The organism is Pseudooctadecabacter jejudonensis (assembly GCF_900172275.1).
In the GTDB taxonomy this organism is placed as follows: Bacteria; Pseudomonadota; Alphaproteobacteria; order Rhodobacterales; family Rhodobacteraceae; genus Octadecabacter; species Octadecabacter jejudonensis.
The window spans coordinates 580,820-597,849 of the sequence record NZ_FWFT01000002.1 but is presented as its reverse complement, the minus strand read 5'-3'; the positions used below and the strand labels follow the sequence as shown (position 1 = coordinate 597,849).

The following is a 17,030-nucleotide window of genomic DNA, read 5'->3' as shown; positions in this document are numbered from 1 at the left end:
AGCTGATCCACGCGAGGCCCCTATGTTTGACGCCAAATCAAAAGACGCAATGCACGACGTCGCTGTCTGCCCGGTGCACGCCCCCGCGGATCACCCCAAAGTTAAGCCCGGAAAGGTTGGTATTTTGTTGGCCAACCTCGGCACGCCTGACGCGACCGACTACTGGTCTATGCGCAGGTACCTTAATGAATTTCTCAGCGACAAACGTGTTGTCGATTATTCCGCTTGGGTCTGGCAGCCCTTGTTGCAGCTGATCATCCTGACAAAACGACCGTTTTCCAGTGGTGCCGCCTATAAAAGCATCTGGAACGAAGAGGCGGATGAAAGCCCGCTGTTGACCATCACCAAAGCACAGACCGCCGCGATGAAGGAACGTCTTCATGCGGTCTATGGCGATGATGTCGTCGTTGATTTTTGCATGCGTTACGGCAATCCATCCACAAAGTCCAAAGTGCAGGAGATGATTGAAGCCGGGTGCCAGAAGATCTTGTTTTTCCCGCTGTATCCACACTACGCAGGCGCCACATCGGCAACGGCAAACGACCAGTTCTTTCGCGCTCTGATGGAAGAAAAATGGCAGCCCATCGCACGTGTGGTTGAGCCTTATTTCGAAGACACTGCCTACATCGAAGCACTGGCCCAATCTATCGAACGCGCCTATGCCGCCGCCGAAACCAAGCCGGAGATTTTGGTGTGTTCCTACCACGGGGTGCCGCAGCGCTACCTGATGGAAGGCGATCCCTATCATTGTCAGTGCCAGAAAACGACACGCCTGTTGAAAGAGAGACTGGGTTGGGACGACACCCAAATCGTCACCACCTTCCAAAGCCGTTTTGGCCCCGAAGAATGGCTAAAACCTTACACGGTTGAGGAAGTGGCCCGTCTGGCTGAGGAAGACGGCAAAAAGAACATCGCAGTCTGTGCCCCTGCATTTTCAGCCGATTGCATCGAAACGTTGGAAGAGATCAACGAAGAAATCAAAGAGAGCTTTGAAGAAGCCGGCGGCGAGGAGTTCATGTACATCCCCTGCCTGAACGACGATGCCGCCCATATGGACGCTTTGACTGGTATTGTTCAAAGAAATCTCAAAGGTTGGCTGGACTGAAACAGCCCGTTCCGACATCGCCACTCACAAAAAAAGGCTGCCCAAACGGGCAGCCTTTCTTCTAAATCAGTCGAATTGATTAGTCGTTCATTGCAGCAGCAATGAGAGCAACCAGGATCAGTGGAATGATCAGGCCTGCGGAGGAGGAAGAACCAGCGGTTTCTTCGATCACTACAACAGGTTCCATTTCGATGATCGGGGCAGCAACGTTACCTGCGAAAGCAGTGGAAGCAGCGCCAGCGAATGCAGCAGCAAGTGCAAATTTTTTCATTTTCGTTCTCCAGTTTTTTGCCCACGGCAAATTTATTGAGGTTGCGCCATGGGCACCCAAGACTTTCCTCGGATTATCCCAAATCATGGATGCAATCAGAATGCAAAGACATTGCCAATCGTAGCAGTATTCCGACGCACCTGTCGTCATATCAGCAACACTTCGCCGTCACATTGTCGCCACATCGTAGCATAGGGCGCAAAATTCATATATTTATTTCAATAACTTAAACAAATTCAACGATTTGTACGTGTGATTGGTACATCATGTTTCACAAACGAATGTGAATGCAGCGGGAACCATTTTGCACATCTGAAGGTTTGAATAGCTCGGTTTTAGGCGATATTGCGGACAAAACCGATAAGGGATCATCAATGCGTCGTCGTTCATTTCTTTTGGGAATCGCCGGTCTTGGGCTCAGCGCCTGTAGCACATCCGCACCTGTGGGCCCGGATGGCCTTCCTGCGCAGCAGATTTATCGGATTTCCGCACAGGATGGACCGGATATTCAGTTCAGAATGGTGGACGGACTAAATGCGCTGCGACAAGCAGCAGGCGCTGGCCCTGTCCAACTGAACGCGCAGCTGAATGCTGCCGCCGCGACTCATTCGCGGGATATGTCGGTTCAGAATCGGCCATGGCACTTCGGATCTGATGGGTCGTCCCCAATCGACCGTCTGCGCCGTGTTGGCTATGCAGGCCAACTGACCGGTGAAACGATCTCTGAGACTTATGAGACAGAGCTTGAAACGCTGGCAGCATGGATGCAGCGCCCGAATACGCGCGCTGTTTTGCTTGATCCGGCTGCAAACGACATGGGTTTTTCATGGTTTCAGGAAGCGAACGGCAAAATCTGGTGGACCCTTGTTCTGGCAGACCGCACACGCGCGGGCGCTGTCGCAGAAGCCAATCCGCTGGCCATTCAGTAATTTAAGGATACAGGAAGATGGGCGTGCCAATATTTACCATGGCATAGATGTCTTCCATCTCACGGTCTTTGACAGCCAAACACCCCCATGTCCAATCAGGCTCACGCCGGAACCGCTTTGGCGTGCCGTGAATGAAGATATCACCCCCGGGTGATTGTCCCATGGCCGCTGCCCGTGCGCGGTCGCGGTTGTTTGGATATGAAATTCCAATCGAAAGATAGAAACGACTGTTCGGGTTTTTTCGATCGATGTAGTAGGCGCCCTCGGGCGTCCGACCGTCGCCTTCAACCTGCTTATGACCTGTGGGCGCAAAACCCAGTTCAAAGTCGTAGGTTTTCAAGACGTCCTGTTCATTCAAAAGGAACATCTTCCGACGTTCTTTTTGCACAACGATGCTGGTGACCGGCGGGCCAGCATAAACACGAAATTTGTTCGAACATGCCGTCAGCGCGAACAGCGCTGCGGCACTTGTAAATGTGCGTCGATTCATCATTGCGGTACTGCCCACAGAGGTTTTTCATCGTCTTACGACATTTGCCGCAATCTGCCTAGCAGCACAGGCGAATCGTCGCTCACGAACGTGTGAAACCCGCCACAAGTTCGACATGCGGGGACCACCGGAATTGGTCGACAACGTCGATCCAATCCATCACAAAACCTGCCGATGTCAGGTGGGCCGCGTCGCGGGCGAAGGTGATGGGATTGCACGACACCATTGTCACTGCCGCCAACTTGGACGCCGCCAAGGTTCTGATCTGTGCCTCCGCCCCCGCCCGCGGCGGGTCAAGAACGGCCAGATCAAAGCGATCCAATTCGTCCGGCTCCAACGGTCTGCGAAAAAGATCGCGGGCCTCGGTCGTCACCCGTTTCAACCCCACAGCGGTGCGCCAGCCCCGATCAAGGGCATCAAGCATCTCAGCCTCTCCCTCAATGGCGTGAACTTCCGCCTGTGTGGCGAGAGGCAGACTAAACGTGCCCGCCCCCGAAAACAGATCAACGATACGTTTGGCGTCCCCCACTGTGCCCATCACTGCATCGACCAAGGCGGCCTCCCCTTCACGGGTCGCTTGCAAAAACGAACCGGCGGGCGGGCCAACGCGGGCCGGGCCAAATTGCTGATCGGGGGACTTACGGGTCACGACCACGTCGTCATTCCACGCCAAACGGGCCAGATCATGCGCATCCGCCAATGCCGCCAATTCAATCCGCAGCGGCCCATCAAGGGGCTTTTCCGTCGTCACCATCACATCCAACCCCCCCAACGTATCGGTGACGGTCAGGTTAATTTCAGATTTGCGGGACGCGGCGATCACCGTCAACGCTTCATACGCGGGAAAGCCAGCCCGCAAAGTCGGCAGCAAAAGCTGGCAATCAGGCACATCAATCAGCGCGTCAGAGGCCTTCGCATGAAACCCGACCATTGCGCCTTTTTTGGTGCGCCGCCCTGAAAACCGCGCGCGGCGCCGACTTTGAGAGGGAGAGGTATGCAAGGCACGAAATGGGAATGCCAGATCACGTGCGGACAGGGCCCGCGCAACGATCTGGGTTTTCCAATCTGCCACAAACCCGTCTGAGGCGTGCTGGACCGCACAGCCGCCACAGCTTTTGAAATGACGGCAAGGGGGTTTGACGCGATCAGCGACGGGGGTGACGATCCGCGCGGATCCGTCTGGCTGAACGTCAACCTCTTCGCCTGGCAAAACGCGATCCAGCAACGTCCCATCCGCCAACTGGCCAAGGCCTGCTTGGGTCATCTTTTCAACAGTCTGGGTCATTTACGAAGCCTCGGCGTTTTCCACATCAAACCCGCCGGACTGTCGTGTCCAGTACCGCGCATAGGTTCCACCCTGCGCCAACAGGTCTTGGTGGCTGCCTTCTTCCACAATGCGACCCTGTTCAAGCACAATAATGCGGTCCATGTGGGCAATTGTAGACAGACGATGCGCGATGGCCACGACGGTTTTCCCCTCCATCGCACGATCCAGGGCGATTTGAATCGCGGCCTCAACCTCACTATCGAGGGCACTTGTCGCCTCATCCAGAACCAAGATCGGAGCGTCTTTCAACATGGCGCGGGCAAGGGCGATGCGTTGGCGCTGACCGCCAGACAGTTTGACCCCCCGTTCACCCAAATGGGCCTGAAACGCCGTGCGGCCCTTGGTGTCCTTCAGGTCTTCGATGAACTGGCGGGCCTCAGCACGATTGATAGCATCCATCATCTCGTCGTCCGTCGCATCTGGGCGACCATAAAGCACGTTGGCGCGGACAGATCGGTTGAACATCGCCGTTTCCTGCGTGACCACGCCAATGGTTTGCCGCAGGCTGTCTTGCGTCACCGTTGCGATGTTCTGGCCATCAATTTCGATACGCCCTTCCTTGGCGTCATAAAGCCGGAGCAGCAGGTTCACGAGGGTCGATTTCCCCGCACCTGATCCCCCGACAATGCCCAGTTTTTCCCCCGGTTTGACGGTTAGGTTGATGTCGCGAATCCCACCACCCGTGCCGTCATAATCAAAGGTGACATTTTTAAATTCGATCTGGCCGCCCTCAACAGACAAAACGCCAGCGCCCTTGGCGTCCGTCAGCGTGTGCCGACCCGCCAATGTCTTCATGCCATCCTCAATCTCACCCAGATCGGCATAGATCGACATAAGGGTGAAACTGATGAACCCAGTCATCTGGCTAAGGCGGATGGCCACGGCACCCATCGCCGCAATATCACCGGCAGAGGCATCCGGCTGCATCAGCCCGACCCCAACAAGTGCAATCGGCAAAAGCCCCGCAATAAACGTCAGCCCCAGCCGAAACAGAACGGAGATTTCGCCGAAATCGCCCTGTCGTTCGTGCAGAACCCGCATGGCGCGGATGGCTTGTTCGTCTTCGTGATCCGCCCGTGCGAACAGTTTGACCGTTTTGATGTTCGTGACCGTATCGACAACATGCCCAGTCACCTGGCTGCGCGCCTCAGCCCGCGCACCTGCACGAGAGCGGACTTTCGGGATCGTGAAGCGCAGAAATGCCAGATACCCAAGAAACCAGACCAGCATGACAAGAACCAGAACCGGCGCGATGGTCGCGACCAAGACAACCGCGCCCAGCACGCTGGCCAATCCGAACAAAATGGGCCCGCTGCTTTCGGTGATGGCCTGCGCCATCGCACCCGCTGTTTGCATCTGTTTTTGTGCCAGACGACCCGCAAAGTCATTATCGAAAAAGCTGACCGCCTGGCCAACACTGTGCCGGTAAAGACGTTGCAGTGTTTGGGTGAAAATACCCGGCCCCAAAACGATGGACTGCACAAATGCCCCCGCGCTGAACAAAATGGGCCGCGCGATCAGCAACAAGAACAGCGCCAGCGCCAATACCCAACCCGCACTGGACAACGCGCCATCGGCCACAGCATCAACAATGCGGCCTAGCGCCCATGCTGTCGCAACCTCTGTCGCGCCATGGGCGAGGGATAACCCGATGGTCAGCGCAATGGCCCAGCCGGCACCACGAATCGACCAGCGTATAAAGTTCAGCAGTGTTTGCGGTGGGGGTGTCACGGCGCGATCCTCGCTGCGCAACGCGCGCACGCCCCAAATCACCATGCGCCGCCATGTTTGTAGGATCATTCGGCCGCGTCCAGATCAGTGCCGATGAACCCGCCAGACTGCCGACGCCAGAAACCGGCATACTGCCCGTCTTGCGCCAAGAGTTCATCATGCGTCCCATCTTCGACAATGCGGCCCGCATCCATCACGATAATCCGGTCCATTTGCGAAATCGTCGACAAACGGTGTGCGATGGCAATGACGGTTTTGCCGTCCATCAATTTGGTGAGGGTCGATTGGATCGTCGCCTCAACCTCAGAATCGAGGGCTGATGTCGCCTCATCCAGCAGCAAGATAGGGGCGTCCTTTAGGATCACCCGTGCAAGCGATATGCGCTGCCGCTGGCCGCCCGACAGCTTTACGCCGCGTTCGCCGACTTGGGCATCGTATCCTGTCCGGCCCTCGCCATCCTCAAGATCGAGGATGAAGTCATGGGCTTCGGCGCGTTTGGCCGCCTCAATCATCTGTTCTTCAGACGCGGAGGGATCCCCATAAAGGATGTTGTCGCGCACCGACCGATGCAGGAGGGAGCTGTCCTGCTGCACCATCCCGATGGCGTGCCGCACACTGTCTTGTGTTGCGGTGCGAATGTCCTGCCCATCCACCAAAATTCGGCCGCCTTCGGCGTCATAGAACCGCAACAGCAGTTTCACCAAAGTGGATTTACCCGCCCCTGAGCGCCCAACAAGCCCGACCTTTTCCCCAGCCGCAATCGAAAGGGACAATGCATCAATGCCACCCGCATCGCGACCGTAGTGATGGGTCAGACTCTCGATACGAATCGCCCCTCCTTCGATGGCCAAGGGCTTCGCCGTTTCGTCATCGACCAATGTGATCGGCTGGGCGATGGTTTCCATCCCTTCGGCGATAACGCCAAGGTTTTGGAACAGATTTGTCACGGCCCACATAATCCAGCCCGTCATCGCATTGAGCCGCAATGTCAGCGCCGCAGCGGCCGCAACGATCCCCGCAGAAGCCAGCCCGCCGGACCACAGCCACAGCGCCCAACCAACGACAGAGACGATGAGGAAGCCGTTCAACACCACCAGCGACACATCCATAATCGTGTACAGCCGCATTTCGCGTTGCAGCGCAGTGCGGGTCTTTTCGATGGCGTCGCGGGCGTAGTCGATTTCTCGGTCGTGGTGCGCGAACATCTTGACGGAATGAATGTTGGTGTAGCTGTCAACGACGCGGCCCGTCACCTCAGACCGCGCATCAGAGGACGCCTGCGCAGCGGGGCCCACACGTTTCACAGTCCAGCGCACCAAGGCTGCATAAAGAACAAACCAAACCAGCAGGGGAATCAGCAATCGAGGGTCCGCCCCCATCAGCAAAACCGCAGCGCCCACGATATAGGCCAGGGCAAAGGTCACGGCGTCGAAGACTTGAAACGCAACCTCCCCCGCAGCGGGTGGGGTTTGCATAATACGGTTGGCGATGCGTCCGGCGAAGTCGTTTTCGAACCAGCCAACCGATTGACGCAAGACATGACGATGCGCCCGCCACCGCACGATGGTGCCGAAATTCGGCACAATGGATTGGTTGAGGAGTGCGACATCAATGACCTGCAAAAGCGGACGCAGGGTCAGCAAAAAAAGACCAACAGCGAAGAATTCCCATCCGTAGTCGGACCACACCGTACCCTCGGATCCGGGCGCGATCAGATCCACCAATCGACCCATGTAGGCGATCAACCAAATCTCAATGACAGCGACGACGACGGACATGATACCAGCCGCCCAGAAGACCCGTTTGAACGGGCGCGCATAGGTCTTCAGAAACGGCCAAAGGCGCGTGGGCGGGGCGTCCACCTGCGCGTAGGGCTCATACGGATCAACAAGGTTTTCAAAGAAACGGAACACAGGAACAGTACCTTTCCGTCCCTGACTTAACCCGAAACGGATTAAAGGAAAACCAAACCGGAAAAGACGGCCAGTGCTATGGCCATGCACCGCATAAAAATGCGCCACTTCGCCGGATCAGACAACAAGGTTTTCAAAAGGCTGCCGGCGCAGGTCCAGAACAGGCACACACCAAGGTTCGTCAGCGAAAACGTCACGCCCAAGGTCAACCCTTGGTCCAACGGCGCAAGGCCAGACACCAGCGCAGAGGCCGAGGTCGCGACCGCCCAGATCTTAGGATTGATCCATTGGAACAAAATCGCCTGCACAAAGGTAAACGGCCGGTCGTTGTCTTCTGCCGCGGCGGGTTTGGCGTGCCACAACTTCCACGCCATCCATAAGATCCACAGCGAGGCGATGATCATCAAACCGATGCGCAAAGCCGGATAGGCGGTGATCAAGGTGCCAAGGCCCAGCCCCGTGACGAACGCAATCACACCAACGCCCAGCGCCACACCCAGCAAATGGGGCAACGTCCGCTGAAACCCGAACCGTGCGCCAGACGCTGTCAGAAGAATGACGTTCGGCCCCGGTGAGAACAAGCCAAAGAAGACAAACCCAATCAGCGCCGTCATGGCATCTTCATCAGATCTGTTTTTGTTTTGGTGAACTTTGACGCAATCCAGGCGGCCTCAAGCTTTGCCAGCCGATCCCCTAATGCTTTGCCGGAATACTCCGGCATCAGATCGCGGGCGGTGATGGGAAAGGTTGCTTGCGCCCCCAATTCCAAATCCGCGATTGCGGTGGCATCAAACGGGCTGAGCAACGACGCCCAGCGCAACAACAGGCACTGCACAGCCGGCCAAAAACCGTGGCGGTATGACAATTCGTGCGGTGGCGTCGCCGCGCCTGCTTCTTGGCGGACGAGTGCAATTTTGCGGGCTTGGTCTTTCGACAAACGCAACCGGTCCACAATGTCGTCGCACCCCAAAGACGCCAACCGTGTGGGAACGTCAGCGGGGGACAACATGGGGTCCTCGGCCGGATAGGCTCCTTCGAGGTCCACAAGACGGGCAAGCGAGGCACACCCTGCACCCGGCAAAATCCGGGCCAAGACACCTGACATTTCCATAGACCCAATGGTGGGCGCTGGATCGGGGTGGCCCATGATGCGCACGACCTCAGCCCCGATGCGTTCACGCGATACGCCATCCAGCCCATCTGCCCCCATCGCGCAGGCGGCAAGGCCATCGGCGTCAATCCCATCTTCGGACCGCCCGTGCGACCCTGTAAACCGAAAGAACCGAAGGATCCGAAGGTAATCCTCTTCAATGCGCTGCATGGGATCGCCGATAAATCGGACATGCCGCGCCTTCAGGTCAGCAGAGCCGCCCACGGGATCAATGACATTCCCCTGACGGTCCGCATAAAAGGCATTCATCGTAAAATCACGGCGCTGGGCGTCTTCGGCGACAGTGTCCGAAAACGCGACAGTGGCATGGCGACCGTCCGTGTCGACGTCGCGGCGGAACGTCGTGATCTCAAACGCCTGCCCTGACCGAGGGCCGATGGCGCTGATTGTGCCATGGTCAATTCCCGTGGGGACCGCTTTCCACGGCTTGCCATGAATGTCGGAAAGACGTTCGATGATTTCGACAGTGCGGGAGGGAACAGCATCTGTTGCCAGATCAACATCGTTCACCCGCACGCGCGGTTCGTTGGGCGGGACGTTCTGTTCCGCCTCGATCACGGTATCGCGGACACACCCACCCACGGCATAGATCTGTTGGCCTGCGTCTTCGAACCCTTGCATCAGTTGGGCAAGGTCTGGGTCCGTCAACCAAGCGGGCTGACCGATGGAACGCAAGGTGCCGTCTTGCCCCCAAAGGATGCGAGACGCCTCAGTCATCCCACACCTCTGCCAAGCTGCGCAACATTCGGGCGGTGGCCCCCCAGATGTAATGAGGTCCATACGGCACCGTGTAATACTGGCGTCTTTGCCCGCGCCAACGGCGGCCCTGCACAGCAAAATTCGCAATCGTGGTGACGTGAGACAAGGGGACGGTGAACACCTCAGCCACTTCGCCAGGTTCAGGGGTAAAGGTCAGCCCGGACGGGATCAGCGCGACGATCGGGGTGGCGGTATAACTGGTGACAGTTTCATGACTGGGCAGCGGGCCAAGAACATCGACGCATGTCGGATCAAGGCCGATTTCCTCCTGCGCCTCACGCAGGGCAGTCTGCACCAGATCGGTATCGGTGTCGTCCATCCGACCACCTGGAAAAGCGATCTGTCCGGGGTGGTTTTTCAGATGAGCGGATCGTTTGGTCAGGATCACCTGCGCGTCATGTGTCACGGCCATCAAGACGCCCGCTTGTTTCAAAACACGGCCCTTGGGCAAAACCACTTCGGGGTTCAGATCGAAATCAGACGTGCCCTGCCCCACGCGGTCCACCGCGCGGAGCAGGGCATTTTTGAGATCCTCAGGGCTTTGCATTAGGATTTTGCATCTGGGCCTTCCGTGGCCTCAAACCCCAAGGTTGCGGGGTCAAATTCGTAGTGCGCCCCGCAGAACTGACAATCGGCCGTCACAATGCCTTCGTCCGTTGTCATTGTGGCGATGTCCTTTGCCGAGTAGATCGACAGGGACTGACGCACTTTGTCGTCAGAGCACGAACACCCGAATTGCACCGGCTGCGGATCAAACACGCGCGGTTGTTCTTCGTGGAACAAACGGACCAACAGTTCTGTCGGTTGAACGGAGGGGCCTATCATCTCCATCTCTTCTGCGGTTTGCAAAAGATGGTTGGCGCGGTTCCAGTCCTCACCCTCTTCGTCATCCATCAGATCAGCGGCGGCCGTCAGCCCGTCGTCGGATACACCATCGGGGTTGGCCGAGGGGGACGCCTTGGGCATCGCTTGCAGCATAATGCCACCCGCCCGCCAGCTTTCCGTGCCGCCTGGAACAGAGGATTTGCCAAACGTCAGTTTGAACGATGTGGGCAGCTGTTCAGACTGGGCAAAGTACGCCTCAGCACAGGCAGACAGGCTGCCACCCGCGATCGGCGTGATACCCTGATAGGGGGTGGTGCCTTCGCCTTGGTCGATGAGGATCGCAAAGTAGCCTTTGCCGATCTGGCTGAACGGATGCCCTGTCGGGTCAATCTTATCCTTGTCATAGCTGGCGTAGGCCCGAATGCGGCCAGGTTGTCCGTCCTCAGTCGGGCCATAGTAATCCGTGGCAATCAGACGTGCAGGACCATCGCCGCGCACCTGCAACGACAGCTTCCAACGCAATTTTATCGTCTGACCGATCAAGGCCGTCAGCAGCGCCATTTCCGCCACCAAAGCCTCAACCGCGGGGGGGTAATCATGCTGTGACAGAACCTGATCCAACACCCCGTCCAGACGGGCCACGCGCCCGCGGATGTCCGATGCGTCCAGTTGAAATGGCAGAACAGTGTCGTCCCACGCAATAGTTGATGCAGTGGTCATTTGGCTTTCCTAACAGGTCAGGGATTGGCATACCGCGTCCATATAGGTGTCACAAGGCAGGGTAAAAGACCATGATCAGACGATACGGCGAACGCGTTGACCCTGCTATGCGCTACACGCCGCGTCCAGGGGCCTATGTGATACTGCAACGCGGGGCGGATGTGTTGCTGACCGTGCAGGACGGCGACGCGCCTGAATTGCAACTGCCGGGCGGTGGGATCGATGCAGGCGAACACACCTTGCCCGCGCTGCACCGTGAGGTGATGGAGGAAACCGGCTGGCGTATGGACAAACCCCGCCGCCTTGGCGTTTTCAAACGCTTTGTTTTCATGCCTGAATACGATCTTTGGGCCGAAAAGATTTGCACGGTTTATTGGTCACAACCGACCCTTCGTATGGGCCCCCCCACCGAAGAGGGACACCACGCGATTTGGGTTCCCATGGTTGAGGCCCCTGCCCTGCTGACGAACGAAGGCGATGCAGCCTTTGTGGCCAGCTTGCTCTGACATCAAAATCGGCGTAATCCGCGCCAAACAATTATCTAGGAGTCGCCCATGTCCGCCCCGAAGAAAGTCGTCCTTGCCTATTCCGGTGGTCTGGACACGTCGATCATTCTGAAATGGCTGCAAACAGAATATGGGTGTGAGGTTGTGACCTTTACCGCCGATCTGGGCCAGGGGGAGGAGTTGGAGCCTGCACGTGAGAAGGCTGTGACGCTGGGCATCAAGGAAGAGAACATCTTTATCGAAGATGTGCGCGAAGAATTCGTGCGCGACTTTGTTTTTCCGATGTTCCGTGCCAATGCGCTGTATGAGGGTTTGTACTTGCTGGGCACCTCCATCGCGCGGCCCTTGATTTCGAAGCGGTTGGTTGAGATTGCGGCTGAGACGGGCGCGGATGCTGTGTCCCATGGGGCGACGGGCAAGGGCAACGATCAGGTGCGGTTTGAGCTGAGTGCCTATGCGCTGAACCCCGACATCAAGGTGATCGCACCGTGGCGGGAGTGGGATCTGTCCAGCCGGACAAAACTCCTTGATTTTGCTGAGAAAAATCAGATTCCGATTGCCAAGGACAAACGCGGCGAAGCGCCGTTTTCTGTAGATGCGAACCTGCTGCACACCTCATCTGAGGGCAAGGTTTTGGAAGACCCCGCTGTTGCTGCCCCTGACTATGTTTATCAGCGGACCGTCGCGCCTGAGGATGCACCCGATACGCCGGAAGTGATTGAAATCACGTTCGAAAAGGGCGATGCCACTGCCATCAATGGTGAGGCGATGTCGCCCGCAACGATCCTGGCCAAGTTGAATGAACTGGGCGGAAAGCACGGGATTGGCCGGTTGGATTTCGTGGAAAACCGGTTCGTTGGGATGAAGTCGCGCGGGATCTATGAAACGCCGGGTGGCACAGTGTTGCTTGAGGCCCATCGCGGGATTGAACAGATCACGCTGGATAGTGGCGCAGGCCACCTTAAAGACAGCTTAATGCCCCGTTACGCAGAGCTGATTTACAACGGCTTCTGGTTCTCCCCCGAACGCGAAATGCTGCAGGCGGCGATTGATAAAAGCCAAGAGCACGTCAGCGGGACTGTCGCGCTAAAGCTTTATAAAGGTTCGGTAAATTGCGTGGGCCGATGGTCTGATCACAGCCTTTATTCCGAGGCGCATGTGACGTTTGAAGAAGACGCGGGCGCATACGACCAGAAGGATGCAGCGGGCTTTATTCAGCTGAATGCACTGCGTTTGAAATTGCTGGCGGCGCGGAATCGTCGGGTCAAATAACGCCGCCCAGCGCCGTTAACCATTTGCGAAAAACCCAGTAAATGCTGGTATGGCTCGCGTATGGCAGGCGTATGGCTTGCGTATGGCAGCCAGGCTGGCACCAAAGGTTAATCGCAATCGGTAAACTGGGCGTGACATTGCGTTGCGCCTGGTTGTTTCGGGCAAGGTCTGGCGCGATGCTATGTGCAACACCCTGAGGTTTGCGATGACACATCTGACGACAAATTTGAAAACCTTTGCCCTGGCGGTGAGCATTGGAATTGCCACCCTTCTGAACGCAAGCAAAGCCGACGCGCGCGACATGCAAACGATCACCGTGGCCGGTGGCTGTTTCTGGTGCGTCGAAAGTGATTTTGAGAAGGTGCGCGGCGTCGCGGAGGTTGTTTCAGGCTATACCGGCGGGACGACCGAGAACCCGACCTATGCCACCATGTCGGGCAGCGGCCATTATGAGGCGGTTGAGATCCGATTTGACCGCGGCCAGATCAGCGAACGGCAGATCTATGATTTGTTTTTCCGGTCGATTGATCCGCTGGATGCAGGCGGGCAATTTTGTGATCGCGGTGACAGCTACCGCACGGCGATTTTTGTTTCGACGCAAGCGCAACTTGACGCAGCGCGGGCCGCCAAGGCATCGGCGGAGGCCGAATTGGGACAAACCGTCGTGACCCCGATCATGCAGGCGGCCCCGTTTTACGAAGCTGAAGCTTACCATCAGGATTATTACAAAGGCAGCCGGTTGCTGCTGACGCGGGCTGGCCCCAAGCGGCAAGATGAGGCTTACGCGTTCTACCGCGAAGCCTGTGGACGTGATGCACGGGTTGAGGCGATCTGGGGTTCAAACGCGCCGTTCATCACCCACTGAACGCCTGAACCTCGGCCAGATCGGGGATGACGTCGGCGGTGCCGTGACGTGTGACCATAAGGGCGGAGGCCTTAGCCGCCGTTTTTAGCGCCTGTTCCATCGGTTGCCCCCGATCGAGGCCCGCCAAGACGTAGCCCGTGAAGGTGTCGCCCGCGCCAGTTGTATCCACTGCGGTCACGACGTGGGGTGCCACATCGACGACACCGTTTTCCCCGAACCATTGCGCGCCCTTTGCGCCCAAGGTGACAACCACGTCGCGCACGGGCAGATCAGCGGGGCCTTGGCCTGTGGCCTGTTTCAGCTGGTCTGCCTCAACCTCGTTCAAGATCAGAAAATCGAGGTACGGCAAAAGACGTTTTGTGACATCTGCATCAAAAGGGGCGGCCGCATAGGCGACGTTCAGACCCATGTCAGCGGCGAGCTTTACCGCTTCGTCTTGGAGGTTCACCTCATTCTGACAAACGAACCAATCACCGGTTTCGGCCTGTGTTAGTGACTGTTTTAGGTGGTCTTCGGGGATGGCACGGTTGGCGCCGGGATAGACCATGATCGCATTTTCACCATCCTCAGCAACGAAGATGATCGCATGAGCGGTGTCAGCCTCGACGGTTGTGATCGCGCGTGTATCGACGCCGTATTCCATCAGCCGGTCCCGCGCCCATGCGCCGTCTTCGCCGACGGCCCCAATGTGGCGGACGTGGGTGCCCGCGCGGGCGGCGGCAACGGACATATTGGCCCCTTTTCCGCCGAGATAGAGACTGTGGGACTGTCCATCCAACGTCTCCCCCGGGGCGGGAATATGCGGGACGCCGTAGACGTGATCGGCGTTGATGCCGCCAAGGTTCCAGAGTGCCATTTACTTAGCCGTGCTTGAGGCGAGGACCGCCATGTTGAGGATATCGTTCACCGTGCTGACGGTTGAACAGATCTGAATGGGCCTATCGATGCCTGCCAGAATAGGGCCGATCACCGTCGCGCCCGCCATTTCCTGCATCAGTTTCACAGAGATCGACGCAGAGTGGCGCGCGGGCACGACCAGCACGTTGGCTGGACCTGTCAGACGTTGGAACGGGTAGGCCTCTTGCGCTTTGGTGTTGAGGGCAACGTCAACTGTCATCTCACCTTCGAATTCGAAATCAACGCCACGTGCTTCGAGGACATTGGGCGCGATGTGCATTTTCTCTGCCCGTTCAGAGACGGGATAGCCGAAGGTTGAGAAGGACAGAAAGGCAACCCGGGGCTCCATCCCTAGGGTGCGAGCAACCTCGGCCCCGCGTTCGGCGATGTCAGCCAGATCGTTTTCATCGGGCCATTCGTGGACAAGCGTATCGGAGATGAGGACGATGCGACCTTTGTGAAGGACAGCGGTGACACCTACGGCACCGTCGTGGGGGCCCGCGTCGAAAACGTGATTGATCAGTTCCAACACATGCGCAGATTTACGGGTGGCGCCGGTCACCATCCCGTCGGCGTGACCATGGGCCAACATCAGGGATGCAAAAACATGACGATCACGCGACGCCATGCGGTGGATATCCTGCCGATCATGGCCTTTGCGTTGCAGGCGGTTGTAGAGAAATTCCTTGTAAGTTTCCAAATGGTCCGTGTTGGCAGCGTTGACGACGCGGAGTTCGCGCACTGCATCGCCCAGGCCCTCGGCCTCCAGCTTTTGCTTCACGTCATCGGTGCGGCCAACAACCAACGCACGACCAAAACCGGAGCGTTGGTATTGAACCGCGGCGCGCAGGACGCGGGTGTCGTCTCCTTCGGCAAAGACCACCGTGTTTTGGTTGGCGCGGGCGCGGGCGTTGATGCCGCGCAGGATAGATGCGGTCGGGTCCATCCGCGTTTTCAGGCCAAGTTCGTAACTGTCCATGTCGACAATCGGCCGACGCGCGACGCCAGTGTCCATGCCCGCGCGGGCGACTGCCGGCGGCACCACATAGATCAGTCGCGGATCAAAAGGCGTGGGGATGATGTAATCCCGTCCGAAGGTCAGTTTCTTGCCGTAGGCCATTGCGACCTCATCAGGCACATCCTCGCGCGCCAACTGGGCAAGGGCGTGGGCGCAGGCGATTTTCATCTCGTCATTGATCGCGCGGGCATGGATATCGAGCGCGCCGCGGAACAGATAGGGAAACCCGAGGACGTTGTTCACCTGGTTGGGGTAGTCGCTGCGACCGGTCGCGACAATCGCGTCCACCCGCACCTCATGCGCCTCTTCGGGGGTGATCTCAGGATCTGGATTGGCCATCGCGAAAATGACGGGGTTGTCGGCCATGGATTGCACCATCTCAGGTGTCACTGCGCCTTTGACAGAAACGCCAAGGAACACGTCCGCACCCTTCATCGCGTCCTCAAGCGTGCGCAGGTCCGTGGTGATGGCATGGGCCGATTTCCACTGGTTCATGCCCTCGGTCCGGCCTTGGAAAATCACGCCTTTGGTGTCGCAGACGATGCAGTTGTTGTGCTGCGCGCCCATCGCCTTGAGAAGTTCGATACAGGCGATGCCCGCAGCGCCCGCGCCATTGAGAACGATTTTGACGTCTTCGATTTTCTTGCCCGAAATGTGCAGAGCATTGATCAAACCAGCGGCGCAGATGACGGCGGTGCCGTGTTGGTCATCATGAAAGACCGGAATGTCCATTTCTTCCTTGAGACGCTGTTCGATCATGAAACACTCGGGCGCCTTGATGTCCTCAAGGTTGATGCCACCAAAGGTCGGACCCATGAGTTTGACGGCATTGCAAAAGGCGTCCACGTCCTCGGTATCGAGTTCGATGTCGATGGAGTTTACATCAGCAAACCGTTTGAACAAAACGGCCTTCCCCTCCATCACCGGTTTCGACCCTAATGCACCCAAATTGCCCAATCCCAGAACGGCTGTACCGTTGGAAATGACCGCGACGAGGTTGCCCTTGTTCGTGTAGTCGTAGGCCAGTTCAGGCTTTGCTGCGATGTCTTCGCAGGGCACGGCGACACCGGGGGAATAGGCCAATGACAAATCACGTTGGGTGGTCATTGGGACGGTTGCGTTGATCTCCCATTTGCCGGGGGTCGGTTCCAGGTGAAACGCCAATGCGTCCTCGCGTGTGACCTTGTTGTTTGCCATGTTCGCCTCCCTTGCGTCTTGCATTGATAGGGGG

The 17,030-nt window shown here is 57.6% G+C and carries 16 protein-coding genes; 5 read left to right on the top strand and 11 right to left on the bottom strand.

The window, feature by feature from the left end; genetic code table 11:
* The first annotated feature begins 22 nt into the window (after positions 1 to 22).
* Positions 23 to 1,105 (top strand): ferrochelatase, encoded by a 1,083-nt coding sequence (gene hemH / locus PSJ8397_RS08045; protein WP_085864063.1) that lies wholly within the window; start codon positions 23 to 25, stop codon positions 1,103 to 1,105.
* A 79-nt stretch (positions 1,106 to 1,184) separates the two neighbouring features.
* Here hemH and PSJ8397_RS08040 read toward each other — a convergent pair whose 3' ends face one another.
* Positions 1,185 to 1,376, bottom strand: a complete 192-nt coding sequence (locus PSJ8397_RS08040; protein WP_085864062.1) for a ferrochelatase — start codon at positions 1,374 to 1,376, stop codon at positions 1,185 to 1,187.
* 374 nt (positions 1,377 to 1,750) lie between these two features.
* Between PSJ8397_RS08040 and dalA the strand changes: the two genes are divergently transcribed.
* Positions 1,751 to 2,305 (top strand): divisome-associated lipoprotein DalA, encoded by a 555-nt coding sequence (dalA, locus tag PSJ8397_RS08035; RefSeq protein ID WP_085864061.1) that lies wholly within the window; start codon positions 1,751 to 1,753, stop codon positions 2,303 to 2,305.
* A 1-nt stretch (position 2,306) separates the two neighbouring features.
* On the opposite strand, the gene PSJ8397_RS08030 is transcribed toward dalA, so the two are convergent.
* The 8 genes from PSJ8397_RS08030 to hslO all read right to left on the bottom strand — a co-directional run bounded on the left by PSJ8397_RS08030 (position 2,307) and on the right by hslO (position 11,241).
* Positions 2,307 to 2,795: a L,D-transpeptidase family protein gene (locus PSJ8397_RS08030; RefSeq protein ID WP_085864295.1), complete on the bottom strand. Its 489-nt coding sequence runs from the start codon at positions 2,793 to 2,795 to the stop codon at positions 2,307 to 2,309.
* 82 nt (positions 2,796 to 2,877) lie between these two features.
* Positions 2,878 to 4,080: a class I SAM-dependent RNA methyltransferase gene (locus tag PSJ8397_RS08025; RefSeq protein ID WP_085864060.1), complete on the bottom strand. Its 1,203-nt coding sequence runs from the start codon at positions 4,078 to 4,080 to the stop codon at positions 2,878 to 2,880.
* Positions 4,081 to 5,922 carry an ABC transporter ATP-binding protein gene (locus tag PSJ8397_RS08020; protein ID WP_085864059.1) on the bottom strand — a complete coding sequence of 614 codons (1,842 nt, stop codon included), beginning with the start codon at positions 5,920 to 5,922 and terminating at the stop codon, positions 4,081 to 4,083.
* Positions 5,919 to 7,766, bottom strand: coding sequence for an ABC transporter ATP-binding protein (locus PSJ8397_RS08015; protein ID WP_085864058.1), 1,848 nt, complete (start codon positions 7,764 to 7,766; stop codon positions 5,919 to 5,921). The genes PSJ8397_RS08020 and PSJ8397_RS08015 overlap by 4 nt, the downstream gene beginning before the upstream one ends.
* A 41-nt stretch (positions 7,767 to 7,807) precedes the next feature.
* Positions 7,808 to 8,380, bottom strand: coding sequence for a LysE family translocator (locus PSJ8397_RS08010; protein ID WP_085864057.1), 573 nt, complete (start codon positions 8,378 to 8,380; stop codon positions 7,808 to 7,810).
* Positions 8,377 to 9,654, bottom strand: coding sequence for a CCA tRNA nucleotidyltransferase (locus PSJ8397_RS08005; RefSeq protein WP_235000623.1), 1,278 nt, complete (start codon positions 9,652 to 9,654; stop codon positions 8,377 to 8,379). Before PSJ8397_RS08005 ends, PSJ8397_RS08010 begins: the two co-directional genes overlap by 4 nt.
* Complete coding sequence (locus tag PSJ8397_RS08000) at positions 9,647 to 10,243, bottom strand: CoA pyrophosphatase (RefSeq protein ID WP_085864056.1); 597 nt, start codon at positions 10,241 to 10,243, stop codon at positions 9,647 to 9,649. Before PSJ8397_RS08000 ends, PSJ8397_RS08005 begins: the two co-directional genes overlap by 8 nt.
* Entirely contained in the window at positions 10,243 to 11,241 is a 999-nt protein-coding gene (hslO, locus tag PSJ8397_RS07995; RefSeq protein WP_085864055.1) for an Hsp33 family molecular chaperone HslO, read from the bottom strand. Before hslO ends, PSJ8397_RS08000 begins: the two co-directional genes overlap by 1 nt.
* A 71-nt stretch (positions 11,242 to 11,312) precedes the next feature.
* Here hslO and PSJ8397_RS07990 point away from each other — a divergent pair, with 71 nt between their 5' ends.
* From PSJ8397_RS07990 to msrA, 3 genes are all read left to right on the top strand, one after another.
* Positions 11,313 to 11,747, top strand: coding sequence for an NUDIX domain-containing protein (locus PSJ8397_RS07990; protein WP_085864054.1), 435 nt, complete (start codon positions 11,313 to 11,315; stop codon positions 11,745 to 11,747).
* Between the two features lie 48 nt (positions 11,748 to 11,795).
* Positions 11,796 to 13,019, top strand: coding sequence for an argininosuccinate synthase (locus tag PSJ8397_RS07985; RefSeq protein ID WP_085864053.1), 1,224 nt, complete (start codon positions 11,796 to 11,798; stop codon positions 13,017 to 13,019).
* A 205-nt stretch (positions 13,020 to 13,224) separates the two neighbouring features.
* Positions 13,225 to 13,884 carry a peptide-methionine (S)-S-oxide reductase MsrA gene (gene msrA, locus PSJ8397_RS07980; RefSeq protein ID WP_085864293.1) on the top strand — a complete coding sequence of 220 codons (660 nt, stop codon included), beginning with the start codon at positions 13,225 to 13,227 and terminating at the stop codon, positions 13,882 to 13,884.
* On the opposite strand, the gene PSJ8397_RS07975 is transcribed toward msrA, so the two are convergent.
* Together PSJ8397_RS07975 and PSJ8397_RS07970 are read right to left on the bottom strand one after the other, a co-directional pair.
* The gene (locus PSJ8397_RS07975) at positions 13,874 to 14,740 is read right to left on the bottom strand and encodes a ribokinase (RefSeq protein WP_085864052.1); all 867 of its coding nucleotides are present in this window, start codon (positions 14,738 to 14,740) and stop codon (positions 13,874 to 13,876) included. The genes msrA and PSJ8397_RS07975 overlap by 11 nt on opposite strands.
* Positions 14,741 to 16,996, bottom strand: a complete 2,256-nt coding sequence (locus PSJ8397_RS07970; RefSeq protein ID WP_085864051.1) for an NADP-dependent malic enzyme — start codon at positions 16,994 to 16,996, stop codon at positions 14,741 to 14,743.
* Positions 16,997 to 17,030 lie beyond the last annotated feature (34 nt).

Bases quoted from the DNA above. Each gene is read 5' to 3' on its own strand.
- hemH (WP_085864063.1), top strand. From the start codon at position 23: ATGTTTGACGCCAAATCAAAAGACGCAATGCACGACGTCGCTGTCTGC.
- PSJ8397_RS08040 (WP_085864062.1), bottom strand. From the start codon at position 1,376: ATGAAAAAATTTGCACTTGCTGCTGCATTCGCTGGCGCTGCTTCCACT.
- dalA (WP_085864061.1), top strand. From the start codon at position 1,751: ATGCGTCGTCGTTCATTTCTTTTGGGAATCGCCGGTCTTGGGCTCAGC.
- PSJ8397_RS08030 (WP_085864295.1), bottom strand. From the start codon at position 2,795: ATGAATCGACGCACATTTACAAGTGCCGCAGCGCTGTTCGCGCTGACG.
- PSJ8397_RS08025 (WP_085864060.1), bottom strand. From the start codon at position 4,080: ATGACCCAGACTGTTGAAAAGATGACCCAAGCAGGCCTTGGCCAGTTG.
- PSJ8397_RS08020 (WP_085864059.1), bottom strand. From the start codon at position 5,922: ATGATCCTACAAACATGGCGGCGCATGGTGATTTGGGGCGTGCGCGCG.
- PSJ8397_RS08010 (WP_085864057.1), bottom strand. From the start codon at position 8,380: ATGACGGCGCTGATTGGGTTTGTCTTCTTTGGCTTGTTCTCACCGGGG.
- PSJ8397_RS08005 (WP_235000623.1), bottom strand. From the start codon at position 9,654: ATGACTGAGGCGTCTCGCATCCTTTGGGGGCAAGACGGCACCTTGCGT.
- PSJ8397_RS08000 (WP_085864056.1), bottom strand. From the start codon at position 10,243: ATGCAAAGCCCTGAGGATCTCAAAAATGCCCTGCTCCGCGCGGTGGAC.
- hslO (WP_085864055.1), bottom strand. From the start codon at position 11,241: ATGACCACTGCATCAACTATTGCGTGGGACGACACTGTTCTGCCATTT.
- PSJ8397_RS07990 (WP_085864054.1), top strand. From the start codon at position 11,313: ATGATCAGACGATACGGCGAACGCGTTGACCCTGCTATGCGCTACACG.
- PSJ8397_RS07985 (WP_085864053.1), top strand. From the start codon at position 11,796: ATGTCCGCCCCGAAGAAAGTCGTCCTTGCCTATTCCGGTGGTCTGGAC.
- msrA (WP_085864293.1), top strand. From the start codon at position 13,225: ATGACACATCTGACGACAAATTTGAAAACCTTTGCCCTGGCGGTGAGC.
- PSJ8397_RS07975 (WP_085864052.1), bottom strand. From the start codon at position 14,740: ATGGCACTCTGGAACCTTGGCGGCATCAACGCCGATCACGTCTACGGC.
- PSJ8397_RS07970 (WP_085864051.1), bottom strand. From the start codon at position 16,996: ATGGCAAACAACAAGGTCACACGCGAGGACGCATTGGCGTTTCACCTG.